The organism is Halomonas sp. KO116 (genome assembly GCF_000734975.2).
Taxonomy (GTDB): Bacteria; Pseudomonadota; Gammaproteobacteria; order Pseudomonadales; family Halomonadaceae; genus Vreelandella; species Vreelandella glaciei.
In genome coordinates, this window is sequence record NZ_CP011052.1 from 378477 (window position 1) to 392924 (window position 14448).

A 14448-nucleotide genomic window follows, 5' to 3' on the forward strand; every position below is an offset into this window, starting at 1 on the left:
AAACACTCGGCCCCACCATAGCGGTGGGGCCGACAGGGTTGTTATTCCGCGTTTTCGATCAGCGAAACAAGTGCTTCGCCATTCGGGATTTTTTCAACATATTCGTCGCGGATCGGCTTCATAGCTTCTTGCCATGGCCCTTTGTCTTCGATTTCGATGATCGTCGCACCGTCGGCAACGGTTTCATCCAATGCCGCCTGGTCGTCACTCTTACGCATTGCGGGTAGCTCTGCCTGAACCTCCAGTGCTGCTTCAGTGATCACCTCCTGGTAGTCGTCAGGCAGACGCTCCCACCAGTTCTGTGACACTACCCAGGTACCCATGGCGAAGATGTGATCGGTTTTCACATAGTATGGAGCCACTTCATAGAAGCGGTTGGTCAGATAGTTAGTCGCAGTGTTATCAAAGAAGTCGATAACCCCTGTCTGCATGGAGTTATAGATTTCAGGTGCGGGAACTGGCGTTGGGTTGGCGCCAGCTGCTTGCCAGGCGTCGACGTGCAACGGGCTCTGAATGACGCGCATCTTCTTGCCCTGGATGTCGTCAATCGAATCAATCGGGAAACTGCTCATCAACTGACGGATACCATTGACGGAGAAGCCGAGCAGATGGAACCCCTGCTCTTCAAAGTTGGCTGAGAGTTCTTCGGTCAATGGTTCGCTGAGCGCTGTCGCCTGCTCCTCGCCATCGATCAAATAAGGTAAATCGAGCACTTGAACCTCGGGAATCCAAGAGGTCAGTACAGAGCTGGTGATGATGCCCATCTGAACCGAGCCCAACCGGATACCTTCGGCAGATTCGCTTTCTCCGCCCAGCACGCTGTTAGCGAACAGCTGGATATCAACATTGTTGTCTGTGCGTTCACGCACCAGATCGGCAAACTGCTGCGCCGCTACATACTTGGTATTGCCTTCCGGCACATCTAGCGAGAGCTTGGCATTGTAATCTGCTGCTAGAACGGACGTGCTGCTGATGGCGAGCGCCAATGCCGTCAGCACAGCGGGTGTTGTGGTTAAAGCGTGTTTGATTTGCATGAGCCTAGTCCTTGTATGTTGTTATATAGGTCGTTCATCCGGTCATACCGGTGTGGTTATCTTTCTCGGGTTTTAAATTGCCGTTAAAGAACGGCCAGCATGCCGCCATCGACGTAAATGATCTGACCATTTACGTAGCTCGACGCCGGGGATGCCAGGTAGACCACCGTCCCAACAAGATCTTCGGGAACTCCCCAGCGTTTGGAAGGGGTGCGGCCAACGATCCAGTCATTGAATTTCGGATCATCGACCAATGGCTGGGTCATTTCCGTGATCATGTAGCCAGGGCCGATGGCGTTGGTCTGGATGTTATGTTCAGCCCACTCCGCTGCCATGGATTGGGTCAACAGACGCACGCCGCCCTTGGAGGCCGTATAAGCACCCACGGTTGGTCGTGCGACTGAGCTCATCAGAGAGCCGATATTGATGATTTTGCCGCCCTTGCCGCGCGCAATCATTTGACGGGCAACGTTGCGACCCAGCAGGAAGGTGCTGGTCAGATTCGTGTTGATCACGGTGTCCCACTGGTCGCGTTCGAGCTCGACCAACGGGCGGCGAAGCTGCATGCCAGCGTTATTGACCAGGATGTCGATAGTAACGCCATCGGCATCAAGCGCTGCCAGCGCCTGCTCAATGGCAGCTTCGTCGGTAATATCGAACGATGTGGTCAATACGCTATGCCCTTCCTCGGAAAGGGCATCACGCGCTGCTTCGAGTTTGTCGCGATTACGACCATGAATAATGATTTGAGCGCCCGACTGAGCCAATCCGCGGGCCATTGCGAGCCCCAGCCCACCCGATGATCCGGTAATAAGTGCCGTGCGGCCTGTTAGATCGAACAAGGTCATCTTTCTCACCTCTTGTATCATTGTTGTGTGAAAAGAATTTTAGGGTTTAGCTACTTTCTAGAGTGAATTAAGCGTTTTTTGAAGGTTATTAACGTTGCGGTGAAAGCTAAAAGTAAGCCGCGTTAAAGATATGTTAGTCACAAGAGTCTGCTTCCACCGTTATTGAAAACTTATTTTTTAAGAAAACATTAAATAAAGAATCAAGTGATGCGCTACTTAAGCGTTATTGACGTATCCATCACATGTGTTCTGATTAGAAATATATTGGTATATACCTTGATATACCATGATACTTATGTCTAATAAGGCACTAATTTATCGGGATTACAAAATAATGGTCACTAAAACATCGTCTTACGGGATGTCCCAAGGAGAACAGGCTTACGAGAGAATTGAGTCATTAATCGCTCACATGGAGCTCAAACCCGGTGAGACCATGACAATGGCCGACTTGCAGGAGCGGGTATCGCTGGGCCGCACCCCGGTGCTTGAAGCGATTCGCAAGCTTTCGGACGACACCCTTTTGGAAGTACGCGCTGGGCGCGGGGTCAAGATTACGCCCATTGACTTGCATCGCGAACGCCGGTTGTTAAGAATTCGGCGCGATATTGAGAGTTTTGTCGTTGAACTGGCCATTGATAACGCCAGTGGTTTGGTAAGAAGTCAGCTGAACCAACTAGCCCGCATGCTTCGAGAATTAAAGTCAGGCAGTGATATTCGCCCCTTCAATGAGCTCGACAAGCGAATGGATCAATTACTGTTGGAGGCTGCCGACGAACCCTTTGTAGAACGGACATTGCGGCCACTTCACACGACGTTTCGGCGGCTGGGGTATCTTTATCAGAGCCACCTGGGTAGTGAGCGCACCGTGCAGGAAAATATCCAGATGCATGTGGATATGCTCGATGCGATCATTGAGCGTGACACTCCTAAGGCATTAAAGGCGACGCATTTGCTGATGGATTTTATGGAAGAGATGTTCGTGCCGCTTGAGCGGGATCTTGCCCCTTCTTATCTTGATGTTAATATCAAGCCCTTTTGATTTTAGGGCTTTTTGCCACGTCGTTTGGCTTGTATTTTTACCATAGCGCCAAGCAAGCGCAGAGAGCCTCAGCCACGCCCAGGTTGCTCATTCAACCCGTGTAATAGGCTGTCGGCTAGGGTCGAGATGCCAAGCCAGACCAAGGCGCGAGTTGCGTTCCAATTCGGCGATCACCTGGGCGCCCAGCAGTAAAATAATGGCGCCTACTTCCAAACTAATCAGCACGATCACCAGTGTTGCCAGCGAGCCGTAAACAGCGTTTACGAACGATAGATTGGCAAAATAGTAGACCAGTAACAGCCGTACGCCTTCCCAGAGTAGCGCTGCCACAAAACCACCCACTACCGCACGGCGTAAGGCGATACGTACCACCGGCAGCACTTTATAAATAGCGCTAAAGAGCAGGAAAACCCCAATGAAACTGGCTAGGTTCAGCACGGGTTCTGAAAAGCTCGCCAACGGCAGCTCGCGCTCGAATAATAAAAAGACCAACGTATTGAGTGAACTGGCCAGGGTGACCACTAGTGTCAGCACCATCAAGCCCGCCCCCAGCACCACCATAAAGGCATAAGGCAACATCACTGACACCCAGACACGGCGCTTGATGTGCGGGCTCTCCGGCGCATCAAAAATGATCGCCAAGGCGTCTTCCAGCATGCGAAAGGCAAAGGAGCTGAACAGTAATAGAACGGGAAAACTCAGAATGCCGATGACATCGCGCGAATCGAGCAGGCTACGCACAGCCTCAAGCAATACCTCGGCATGGGCAGGCGCCATATGCCGGGCCTGGATAGCGAGCACATTGAGAAGATGCTGCTGATCAACGACTTGAGTTAACAGCACCACCAGTACAGCAAATAACGGCACGATGGAGAGCAAAATATTGTAGCCCACCCCGCCTGCCAGCAGAATGCCGTGGTTTTTCAGAAAATTACGAAGTACGCGCCAGGAAAAATGAGCCAACTGAGGAAGCAGGAGCAAGGCCGCGTTAAACAGAGAGGAATTACGAATCATGGCTTGCCATACTCCTTGTGTACTAGCGCCATGATACGCTGCTGGCGATAGCAAGTAACAAGCGCAAATCACAAGGACGTCAGGAAATGTCAGATCGAGAGTCGATAACGAGGTTATTAAGAGAAGGGAAAAAAGACATTAGCAATAAAAAGGTCGCCCTGATCAGGCGGTAGAAAGATCAAGGCAACCGAAGAACATGTGTTAGCGTCTTGCTAAAACGGGCCATCCCTGGCCACCACTCCCCCACCATGAATGGATTAGTGTGTTTTTACCTTAACCTAGGTTATGTATCGTTAGTTATTTAGCTAAATAGCTGCCTATAAAGCAAAAACAACCCAAAAGTGGTTAAAGTTGACACACTTTAAGTCGACATATACTTAGTCTATACGCTAAACCCTTCTGCATGGCCGTGGCTTTGCCGTGGTGGCACAAGAAGTTAGGATTCTGGCCAGTCGTTCGAGCGAAGCTTCCAAAGAGATTCGTGCGCTTATCGATACGTCCGTTCAGCACACTGAATCGGGCGCGAAGCTGGTGCGCAGCGCCGGTGATCTCACTGCCAATTCTTTTGGTAGCAGCACCTTTAACAGGTGTGAAATGAAACGGGGTTTGCCAATGGCAAGCCCCGTTTCGTTCTAATGAGCGATGCTTAGACAGTGTGGTTAATTGCCAGACCAGCCCAACATAATCGGCACGTAAACCACTAACAGCAGCACCCCGATCAGCCCCAGCAGGTAAGGAATGATCGCGCGGGTAATACGCTCCAGCGGTAGCTGGGTGATTGAGGAGGCCACATAGAGGTTGATCGCCACCGGCGGGGTAATCATGCCAATAGAGAGCCCCACGACGATAATCAAACCAAAGTGGATCGGATCAATCCCTAGTTGCAACACCAGCGGGAGCAATACCGGGGTGAGGATAATCAGCGCACTGGCGGTTTCGATAAACACCCCAGTGAGCAGAATAATCCCCACGATCAGCAGCATAATCACGTAAGGGTTGGTAGAGAGCGACAGCACGGCCTGGGCAATCGCCCCCGGCACCTGCCAGCTGGAGAGCGTCCAGCTCAGCACCGCCGACATGGCAATCACCAGCATAATCACCGCGGTGGTCATCGCCGAACGGATCAGCAGCTTATAAATCTGGGGCAGATTAAGGTCGCGATACACAAACAGCGACACCAGCATGGCGTAGTTCACCGCCACTACCGCCGCCTCTGAAGGGGTGAAGATGCCAGAGAAGATCCCCCCCAAAATAATCACCGGCGTCATTAATCCCCAGCTGGCGTCTTTAAAGGTCGTCCAGATGGTTACCAACGACAGCGGCGTGCCTTTGGGGTACTGGCGCTTATACGCCTGCGCAATGGCAATGGCCATTAACCCCAGCCCCATCGCCAAACCCGGTAAAAAGCCGTTTAAAAACAGCTTGGAAACGGACTGCTGGGCGATCACCGCGTAGATGATCATCGGCACCGAGGGCGGAATCACCACCCCGATGGTGCCACTGGCGGCAATCAAGCTGGCTGCTGAGGCCGGGTCATAACCTTTGCGCTTAAGCTCCGGCACCAGGCTCGAACCCACTGCCGCGGTAGTCGCCGCGCCTGAGCCAGAGATTGCCGCAAAGAACATGCCCGCCATCACCGAGACCACCGATAGCCCGCCGCGCATAAAGCCGACCAACGAATCGGCAAAGCTAACCAGCTTTTCGCTCACCTTGCCTTGGGCCATCAAGTCCCCGGCGAGGATAAACATCGGGATAGCGACCAGAGCAAAGGAGTTGATGCCCTGGAACATCTGCTGAGTGACCACCATCAGCGGCACACCGGATTGATAGAGCGCATAGAGCGTGCTGGCGCCAATCGCAAAGGCGATCGGCACGCCCAACAGCATAAACAGGAAGAACAGCCCAAACAGCAGCAGCGTCATAGCGACTCCTCCTGGGGTTGGGAGGTTTCACCGTTAATCAGCAGCTCGATGATATCGACCAGCGCGTACCAGGCCATAATCGCTGCACAGATCGGCATCACCGCGTAGACGTAAGTCATCGAAAGCCGCAGCGAGGCGGATTTCTGAAAGCTCTGTACCTGCATATAGCGGTAGCCGATCACGATCAGCGTGATCATAAACGCCAAAACAATCAGCAGGGCGGCAAGCCGGGCGATTTGGCGCAGGCGGCCGGGCAGGGCATCCACCACAAAGGTCACGGCAATGTGTCGCCCGCGCTGAAACGCCAAGGTGCCGGCTAAGAAGGTGATCCACACCAGTAGAAAGCGGGCGACCTCTTCAGTCCAGCCCACGGCGGTAAACAGCACCCGCGAAACAATCTGCAGGGTAATCACCCCAATCAGCGCCGCCATGGCCGCAAAGACCACGGGCTGTAGAATGGCGTCCAGAAAGCGTTCAGTACGCTGTAGCAACATTACCAATGGATGCGTGTGAGTGGGCACTTACTTCACTTCCTCCTGGATGCGTTGCAGATAGTCGCCGAACTGATCACCGTACTTCTCATACACCGGGGTAACGGCTTCCTGAAAGGCGGCGATATCGGGCGACTCATTAATTTCCATGCCGGCCTCAGCCAGTTCGGCTAACTGCTCGGCTTCCATGATGGCATTTTGTTCTCTGGCATAGCTAGAAGCTTCGCTGGCGGCATCGAGTACGATCTCCTGAACCTCCTCTTGAAGGCCGTTCCAGGCGGGTAAGCTCATAATGAAAATCGCTGGCGCGTAGATGTGCCGAGTCATGGTGAGGTAGTCCTGGGTTTCCGCCAGGTTAAAGGCATGGATGGCGTTAACCGGGTTTTCCTGACCATCAATCGTGCCTTGCTGTAGGGCGGTCAGCGCTTCTGTCCACGCCATGGGCACGGCATTGGCGCCGAGTTCCCGGAACGTATCTACATAGACCTCGTTCTCGATGACGCGCAGTGTCAAGCCTTCGAGATCTTCTGGCGCATTGATCGCGTTCTGACTATTGGTGATATTGCGAAAGCCGCGCTCAGCAAATGCCAGCCCTTTAAGGTTCACATCCTCTAACTTGCCCAGTATTTCCTGGCCGATCTCACCATCCAGCACGGCGTAAGCGGATTCGGCGCTTGGAAAGAGGAACGGCAGTTCAAACACCGAGAACTCATCAACGAAGTTGGCCACCGGCCCGTTGGTGATCACGCCCATATCGACAGTGCCGATCTGCATACCTTCCAGAATGGTGCGCTCGTCCCCTAGAGAGGCGTTGGGGAAGATCTCAACGGAGACCGCGCCGTCGGTCTGTTCGCTGACTAACTGCTGAAAGCGCTCGGCGGCGATATGGTAAGTATCTTCTGTATTTACCACGGTCGCTAAGCGCAGGTTGGTAGGGGTTATTTCCTCTGCGTGAACCATGAGCGGTAAACCAAGCAGGCCAGCGCATAGTAATGTCAAGTTTAACTGTTTGAATTTACTTGTATTACAGGATGCGGCGTGAGCGGTGAAGCGGGCGTTGTGATTCACATTATCTCCTAGTGGTGGCTGTTCTTATTATCTTATTGGGCTTCATCTATATCACATCGAACTAACAGGGCAAATTACTTATTTTCATTCCACTATTCGCGATAATAATCCAAAAAATCTTTATAGATCTAGGGCTTGAGAGTGGTGATGGTTAGCGCTAGCCTGCAAACATTACGATTGATTAAATGCCTTGGAAGGTAATTGTAAGGCCTAGTCGGTGGCTAAGTCTTGCTACCCATGGCAACGCCAGCTAAAACAGGAATAACCAATGGATAAGTTGCTTAACGACCTAGTAGCGGTAGTCGGCCCAGAAGGCGTGCTGCTCGGTGAAGATGTCTCGCAGCGTAGCGTCGACTGGTTTACCGGGGCGCCCTGTCGTGCCAAGGCTATTGTAAGGCCCCGCAATACCGAACAGCTCAGCCGGGTGATGGCCTTATGCTACCAGGCCGACCAGCTCGTGGTGACCCATGGCGGCATGACCGGCATTGTGCACGGTGGGGAAGCCAGCCCCGAGGAGCTGGTGGTTTCTCTTGAACTGATGAACCAGATCGAAGAGGTTGACCTGGTAGGCTCTACGATTCAGGTTCAGGCCGGGGTGACGCTCCAGCGTGTGCAGGAAGCCGCGGCGGAGATCGATATGCAGTTTCCGCTCGATCTTGGCGCCCGGGGCTCGTGCACCATAGGCGGCAATATCGCCACCAATGCGGGTGGCATACGGGTCATTCGCTACGGCATGATGCGCCAGCAAGTGCTGGGGCTGGAAGCCGTACTCAGCGACGGCACCGTGGTCAGCTCGCTGAACAAAATGCTCAAAAACAACGCTGGCTACGACCTCAAACAGCTATTTATCGGTAGCGAAGGCACGCTGGGTATCGTCACCCGCGCAGTACTCCGGCTGCAGCCACATATGCCCAGCGAACAAACCGCGCTGGTCGCGGTGCCCTCCTTCGATGCCCTGACTCAGCTATTACGCAGGCTCTCCCAAGAGCTCGCCAATAGCCTTAGCGCCTTCGAGGCGTTGTGGAATAGCCACTACAAGCTGGTCACTACCGAGAGCGGCAAGCACGCGCCCCCGTTGGCCGACGACTCGCCTTTCTACGCGATCATCGAAACCCTGGGGCTAGATGACGCCCAGGATGCGGAGCATTTCTCTGAGATTCTGCAAAAGGCGATGGAAGACGGCTTGATCACCGATGCCGTGCTAGCCAGTTCCGGTGCCCAGCGCCAGGGCATCTGGGCGATCCGAGAGGATATCGAAGTGCTGGTGCACCAACTGAAGCCGATGTTCTCCTATGATATCAGCCTGCCGATTCCCCATATGGATGCGTACGTTGATACCCTGGAACAAGACCTCAAGGCGCAGTTTCCGCAAACAGGTAAAATGATCGTGTTCGGCCATCTTGGCGATGGCAACCTGCACATCATGATCACGGTGCGCGACGATAGCTCGCAAAGCCGCCGCCAAGTTGAGCAGTTGGTTTACTCGCCCCTGAAAGAGTACGGCGGCTCGATCTCTGCCGAACACGGCATTGGTCTCGAAAAGCGCGACTACCTAAGTATTTCCCGCTCCAGCGAGGAGATCGCGTTAATGAAGCGCATGAAAGTCGCTCTGGATCCCAAGCTGTTGTTGAATCGTGGCAAAGTCGTGGCGGTGGAGTGAGTTTGGCGGTTTGATTAAGGGTCGCCCAGTGCGGAGGGGGCTGGTGTCATCAGCTCCCGGGTTAGTTGCCGCAACCAGTGTATGCCAGGATCGTGATCCTTTCTTTCATCCCAGCACAGGCAGACTTTGAACGCCGGTACGACCAGGGGCAGAGCGTAGAACTTCAAGCTATTGTTGCGGCAAATGACCCTGGCCGCGCTCTCTGTCACCACGCAAAGCAGTGCTGTGGACACCAATATTTCCTGCAGCGGATTGATGTAGGGCGTCTTGGCGACGATTTTCCGCTCTAACCCCAACTCCCGCAGTTTTTCATTAATTAACAGCGGGCTGTCTTCACGATGCGACAAAGCGACCTGGGGGGAGTTTAAAAAAGCCTCAAGGGTAATGGCGCTACTCTCACCATGAAAGGTCGCATCACCCACACAGCCAATCACATCGTCAAACAGGTACTCATGATGAGAGGTGGGCGGCAAGGTTTCGAACTGCACCACCGCCAGGTCAATATCGTGCTCTTGAAGGACTTGTTGGGCGCCCTCTACGCTTGCGATGCGCGTGGAGAGCATGTTGAAACACAAGTCTGGTGCGTGTTCCAAGCAGTGCTGGATAAGCTTGGGTTGCAGCTGTTGGCTGACATAGTCCACCAAACTGACCCGAAACTCCCGCTTTGATGTGGCAGGCGAAAACTCGTTATTACTGTGAACAGCCTGATCAAGGTAGAACAGCCCCTTGGCTACGGCGGCATCCATCTGCCGGGCAAGCGGGGTCGGCTGCATGCCGTCCAACGTCTTGATGAACAGCGGGTCGTCCATTAACAGGCGCAGCTTTTTCAGCGAGTGGCTGACGGCCGGCTGCGTCAGACAAAGCGCTTGTGCGGTGAGCGTCAAACTCCTTTTCCAATACAGCGTGTGAAAAACCAATAGTAAATTGAGATTGATCTTATTGAGCCTGTTCGCCAGCTTTGTATGGGTGGTGTCAGCCATCAGGCGTGTCTCTTGGTTGGAAGGGCCGTTCCGGAGTGGGAACAGCCCTCAGCCATTGCTGTAAAAGCACTTTATCTAATGTCGGGCTTGCCTCGATGGGAAGCGAATTACTTGAGCGCTTCCTGGATGCGCGGCAGGTAATCACCGAACTGCTCGCCGTACTTCTCATACACCGGCGCGACGGCGGTTTGGAAGGCCTCCATGTCGGGCGAGTCGTTGACCTCCATGCCCGCATCGCGCAGGGCCTGCAGCTGTTCGGCTTCCATCTCTGCGTTCACTTGGCGCTCATGCTCCGCTGCTTCCTGTGCCGCCGCTAGCAACACTTCCTGGGCATTTTCAGGCAGTTGGTTCCAGGCGGGCATACCCATGACAAAAATTGCCGGGGCGTAGGTGTGGCGGGAGAGGGTCATGTAGTTCTGGGTTTCATCCAGATTGAACGAGTGAATCACGTTCACCGGATTCTCCTGACCATCGATAGTGCCCTGCTGCATGGCGGTAAGCGCTTCAGTCCACGCCATGGGAATCGCGTTGGCGCCCAGCTCGCGGAAGGTGTCGGTGTAGACCGGGTTTTCCATCACGCGGATGCGCAGGCCGTCCAGGTCTTCCGGCGAATTAACCACCCGCTCGCTGTTGGTTAGGTTGCGGAAACCGCGCTCGGCGTAGGCCATGCCTTTCAGGTTCACCTCAGAAAGCTTGTCGAGCAGCTCCTGGCCAATCGGGCCATCTAGCACTTCATAAGCGGCTTCCGGGGAGGGGAACAGGAACGGCAGCTCAAATACCGCCATCTCCTCGACAAAATTGGCCACCGGCCCGTTGGTGATCACCCCCATATCCACGGTGCCGATCTGCATGCCTTCCAGCAGCGTGCGTTCGTCACCCAAGGTGGCGTTGGGGTAGATCTCGATATCTACCTTGCCGTCGGTGCGCTCTTCTACCAGCTCTTCAAATTTGGTGGCGGCAATGTGGAAACCATCCTGTTCATTGACCACGTGGGCCAGGCGCAGAGTGACCGGATCCATATCAGCAAAATCAGCAGCGTTCGCGGCGCTTACCAGCGCCAGTGAGATGCCTAGTGCCAGCGTGCTACGTACAAATGTTTTCATATTATTGTGTTCCCAAGGGACAAAGGTTCAAAAGTGCTCCCAAAGCATGCACCACACCAGGGAAAACGGTCAATTGACCAAAGGTATTCAAGCACCATACGGCTGGACACAGCCCCCCTGCACAGTTACGATACGCACCCACAAGCGCCCGTAGCTCAGTTGGATAGAGTATCGGCCTCCGAAGCCGAGGGTCGCAGGTTCAAATCCTGCCGGGCGCGCCATAATTTCAAGGGCTTACGTTAACGCGTAGGCCCTTTTTTTTGCGTGTGTCAAATCTGTGTCATCAGTGTGCCAAGCTCGTCAACATTTGAGCTAATACCTGTTACCCATCTAATGACCTTTAGCTGTTACCTGACACAAAGTGTGGCACAGGCTTGTCAGCGCACTCCCATCCATTCCGCAAGTTGCTGATTCGCCTTTAATCGTTGGCGTTGAAGTAATGCGCTGTTAAAAATTCCATCCAGAGAAGACGTTGGCGTGGCAAGCGGCAGTGCTACGGCAGCTTCATCACGAAATTGCTGACAGATCGTACTGGCATCGAGATATTGCCACCAGTGCAAAATGTCCTGTTTAGCCTTTTGTATTACCTGAGCGGCAGGCAGTTGATCCGATTTGGATTGATTGGCTTTTTCAGTGGCAGGTATGTCTGGCGCTGACTCACCAGTTGGCGAACCAGCTGTTTATCACGATGACTTTCCTGTCACTGCATGGCAAGATGCAATGTACAGGTATCAGGAGTACGCCGTCGCAGTTGGAAATTGAGCAGCCGTTATGCCAAAGCTTTGGTAAGCAATAATCAGCCAATATTTACACCTTACCAGTTTCCTGCACGTTTGGTGTTGGGTAGATCTGAAAACTTCAGCTATCGGCCAAAAGCTGCCTTTTAGGCGTCTCTGATATAATGCCGCAATCACGCGCTTGTCGCGTGCATTGTCTTGTTATTTGGCCCTGTCTGGGAAGGACAAAGAAATTGCTGCATATACGTCTTTTCTCTTTCGCAAGAAACTTTCGGCTTCAGAAACAACCTCATTTGAAAACCTTCCATATATTTCTCTCAACGACTCGAACTCAAAATCTTCAGAAGCTAACGTCCTATCCCGAATACATTTCCCTTCATTAGAATATAAGAGCTCCCAAGCACCATAATGTAGACTGAAATTGTCTTTACCTCCAGAAATGCGGATATCTTGGTGGCCAGAAATATAGAGCGATGCCAAGAGTAGATCTAACAGCTTAAGCCTTTCGTTTTCTTTTAATTTAGCGTCGTTGATAAACGACTCAAATGCAAAACAGTCCGCTAAAAACAAGTTTGCCCGCAATGGTAAGTAGCCGAACACAAATTTTCCGCTATGCTTATAATTCTGACAATTGAACCAGGACGATGAGCATGACATTCCGCTTTGTACTACCTCTGTCCGACACCGACCTTCAGGCGCTCATGACCACCCATACGTATGGAAAAAAGCCTGCCTTGCGTCGCCGTGCCCATGCCATCGTGTTGAGCCATCAAGGACACACTATCAACCAGATTTGCAACATCCTGTCTGTCACACGAGAGACGGTCTCGCTCTGGTTCGATGCTTGGGAAGCACAGGGACTCGAAGGACTCAGTGATAAGCCTCGTACTGGTCGTCCTTCTATCTACAGCGACGAGGAGAGAGAACGGTTACGGGCGCTTATAGAAGAACAGCCTCACCAGCTGAAAGCGATCCAGGCACAACTCCAGCAGGAAACGGGAAAATGTTCGAGCACCATGACGATCAAGCGAGCATTAAAAAAAACTGGGGTATAGCTTCAAACGCGCTCGGCGATCTCTTAAGGATCGGCGTGACGAGACGGACTTTCGTAATACCCAAGGCCTACTGGCCGAGCTTCAGCGCTGGGAAGCGCGAGGCGAAGCTGACCTGTACTACTTCGATGAGTCTGGCTTTTCCCAGTCGTCGGTCTTGCCTTACGCTTGGAGTCCCGTCGGATCTCCTCGAAAGATGCCCGCTTACTCACGCAGTCAGCGTTTGAATGTACTGGGCTTCCTGAGTCGCCAAGGCAAGCTGATTTACCATTCGACAACAGACACCGTCACCACCGAGGTTGTTATCGAAGCCTTTGATCACTTTATTACCTGCAAATCGCCGGATACCTTTGCCATTGTGGTGATGGACAACGCCAGTGTTCATCGCTCGGCCCTGTTTCAACGCAAGCGACAGGAGTGGCTGAATCAGCGGGTTTATGTGATCTACCTTTCCTCCTATTCGCCAGAATTGAACCTAATCGAGATTCTCTGGCGCAAGGTAAAGTATGAGTGGTTGCCACTAACGGCTTATGAAAGCTTTCAGTCCCTGAGACAACATGTGCAGAAGGTGTTGTCAGGCTATGGCAGAGAATATCGGATTTCTTTTGTATAGGTACTTAGAGGGGCCATTACACATCCAGAGTTTTCATATAAGAGAAAGAAAGACATATCTTCTCTCATTAAAGATATTGGTAAGTCAATTAAGATGCGCGATGAGAGCATGACATTTAGTGAACAAGAAGGTCTTAGGTTGTCGCTTATTAAGTTTGTTGATTTGGATGAGCTTGTAGATAAAATTAAAGACTACGATGAGAGTCTGTTAGAATACTATAGAACCAACTCAGTTTCATTTTCTGGTGGTATAACAGTGAATTTTGAGTCTGATGAAAAAGAGCTATGTTTCAAACATTTAGCTGGCAGGATATATAAAACTAGAAATGCCATCGTGCATAGGAAAGAGTCCGAAAAAACTAAGTATACTCCGTTTAGAGATGATCAAAAGCTAGTTAAAGAAGTTCCACTGATTCGCTTTGTGGCGGAGCAAATTATATTTTCAACTTCACAATTAGCTTAGCAGTCAATAAGTGAATGTAGTTGGCTGGTTGTCCGTTGTACCTCAAGCTGATCACACTCGGGCTTAATCAGTACTGTCTGAAAGACAGCTTCTGAAGACAAGCAGCTCATATGCGCCACAAACAGAATTACCAGTGATTGATGTTTTCAGCATGCGCTATTCGCAGGTTGAAGGTGGGGGTGCTGGTATACTTAGTGGTATATTGTATTTTTCTTATTTATATTTATTTTTTTAAAATCAATTATTTATATGGGTTTTTATGCTCCTGCCAGGCCGCGCCATAATTTCAAGGGCTTACGTTAACGCGTAGGCCCTTATTTTTGCGTGTGTCAAATCTGTGTCATCAGTGTGCCAAGCTCGCCAACATTTGAGCTAATACCTGTTATCAATCTAATGACCTTTAGCTGTTACCTGACACAAGG

At 52.0% G+C, this 14448-nt stretch carries 13 protein-coding genes, 1 tRNA gene and 1 pseudogene; 6 read left to right on the forward strand and 9 right to left on the reverse strand.

Features of this window, described 5'->3' with window-relative positions:
- Positions 1-41: 41 nt before the first annotated feature.
- Together KO116_RS01845 and KO116_RS01850 are read right to left on the reverse strand one after the other, a co-directional pair.
- On the reverse strand, positions 42-1034 hold the full coding sequence (locus KO116_RS01845) for a TRAP transporter substrate-binding protein (protein WP_035555252.1): 993 nt from the start codon (positions 1032-1034) through the stop codon (positions 42-44).
- Positions 1035-1117: 83 nt separating this feature from the next.
- Positions 1118-1882, reverse strand: a complete 765-nt coding sequence (locus tag KO116_RS01850) for an SDR family oxidoreductase (protein ID WP_035555256.1) — start codon at positions 1880-1882, stop codon at positions 1118-1120.
- Between the two features lie 334 nt (positions 1883-2216).
- On the opposite strand from KO116_RS01850, the gene KO116_RS01855 reads away from it, so the two are divergent.
- Positions 2217-2924 carry a GntR family transcriptional regulator gene (locus tag KO116_RS01855; protein WP_045812041.1) on the forward strand — a complete coding sequence of 236 codons (708 nt, stop codon included), beginning with the start codon at positions 2217-2219 and terminating at the stop codon, positions 2922-2924.
- A gap of 87 nt (positions 2925-3011) precedes the next feature.
- On the opposite strand, the gene KO116_RS01860 is transcribed toward KO116_RS01855, so the two are convergent.
- A complete protein-coding gene (locus KO116_RS01860; RefSeq protein WP_035555261.1) occupies positions 3012-3938 on the reverse strand; it encodes a YihY/virulence factor BrkB family protein in 927 nt (308 codons plus the stop codon).
- Positions 3939-4340: 402 nt separating this feature from the next.
- On the opposite strand from KO116_RS01860, the pseudogene KO116_RS24425 reads away from it, so the two are divergent.
- Positions 4341-4487: pseudogene (locus tag KO116_RS24425) on the forward strand (methyl-accepting chemotaxis protein); the annotation flags it as partial.
- Between the two features lie 110 nt (positions 4488-4597).
- Here the strand turns inward: KO116_RS24425 and KO116_RS01865 are convergent.
- Genes KO116_RS01865 through KO116_RS01875 form a run of 3 tightly spaced genes read right to left on the reverse strand, consistent with a single transcriptional unit; the run spans position 4598 to position 7419 of the window.
- Positions 4598-5860, reverse strand: a complete 1263-nt coding sequence (locus KO116_RS01865; RefSeq protein ID WP_035555264.1) for a TRAP transporter large permease — start codon at positions 5858-5860, stop codon at positions 4598-4600.
- Complete coding sequence (locus KO116_RS01870) at positions 5857-6354, reverse strand: TRAP transporter small permease (RefSeq protein ID WP_035555317.1); 498 nt, start codon at positions 6352-6354, stop codon at positions 5857-5859. The genes KO116_RS01865 and KO116_RS01870 overlap by 4 nt, the downstream gene beginning before the upstream one ends.
- A 27-nt stretch (positions 6355-6381) precedes the next feature.
- Positions 6382-7419, reverse strand: coding sequence for a TRAP transporter substrate-binding protein (locus KO116_RS01875; protein WP_035555268.1), 1038 nt, complete (start codon positions 7417-7419; stop codon positions 6382-6384).
- Between the two features lie 268 nt (positions 7420-7687).
- On the opposite strand from KO116_RS01875, the gene KO116_RS01880 reads away from it, so the two are divergent.
- Positions 7688-9079, forward strand: coding sequence for an FAD-binding oxidoreductase (locus tag KO116_RS01880; RefSeq protein WP_035555271.1), 1392 nt, complete (start codon positions 7688-7690; stop codon positions 9077-9079).
- Positions 9080-9093: 14 nt separating this feature from the next.
- On the opposite strand, the gene KO116_RS01885 is transcribed toward KO116_RS01880, so the two are convergent.
- Both KO116_RS01885 and KO116_RS01890 read right to left on the reverse strand, forming a co-directional pair.
- The gene (locus KO116_RS01885; protein WP_235272475.1) at positions 9094-9963 is read right to left on the reverse strand and encodes a LysR family transcriptional regulator; all 870 of its coding nucleotides are present in this window, start codon (positions 9961-9963) and stop codon (positions 9094-9096) included.
- A 203-nt stretch (positions 9964-10166) separates the two neighbouring features.
- The gene (locus KO116_RS01890) at positions 10167-11162 is read right to left on the reverse strand and encodes a TRAP transporter substrate-binding protein (RefSeq protein WP_035555278.1); all 996 of its coding nucleotides are present in this window, start codon (positions 11160-11162) and stop codon (positions 10167-10169) included.
- 144 nt (positions 11163-11306) lie between these two features.
- Here KO116_RS01890 and KO116_RS01895 point away from each other — a divergent pair.
- Positions 11307-11383 (forward strand) — tRNA-Arg (locus tag KO116_RS01895).
- A gap of 717 nt (positions 11384-12100) precedes the next feature.
- Here KO116_RS01895 and KO116_RS01900 read toward each other — a convergent pair.
- Positions 12101-12499, reverse strand: coding sequence for a hypothetical protein (locus KO116_RS01900; protein ID WP_035555281.1), 399 nt, complete (start codon positions 12497-12499; stop codon positions 12101-12103).
- 50 nt (positions 12500-12549) lie between these two features.
- Here KO116_RS01900 and KO116_RS24430 point away from each other — a divergent pair.
- Both KO116_RS24430 and KO116_RS01915 read left to right on the forward strand, forming a co-directional pair.
- Positions 12550-13564, forward strand: a protein-coding gene (locus KO116_RS24430; RefSeq protein WP_144408548.1) for an IS630 family transposase whose coding sequence is annotated in 2 segments (ribosomal slippage) — positions 12550-12945 and positions 12947-13564 — 1014 coding nt in all. Because the reading frame shifts where the segments join, the coding sequence is not laid out codon by codon here.
- Positions 13565-13672: 108 nt separating this feature from the next.
- Positions 13673-14026: a hypothetical protein gene (locus tag KO116_RS01915; protein ID WP_200897123.1), complete on the forward strand. Its 354-nt coding sequence runs from the start codon at positions 13673-13675 to the stop codon at positions 14024-14026.
- Positions 14027-14448: the final 422 nt, after the last annotated feature.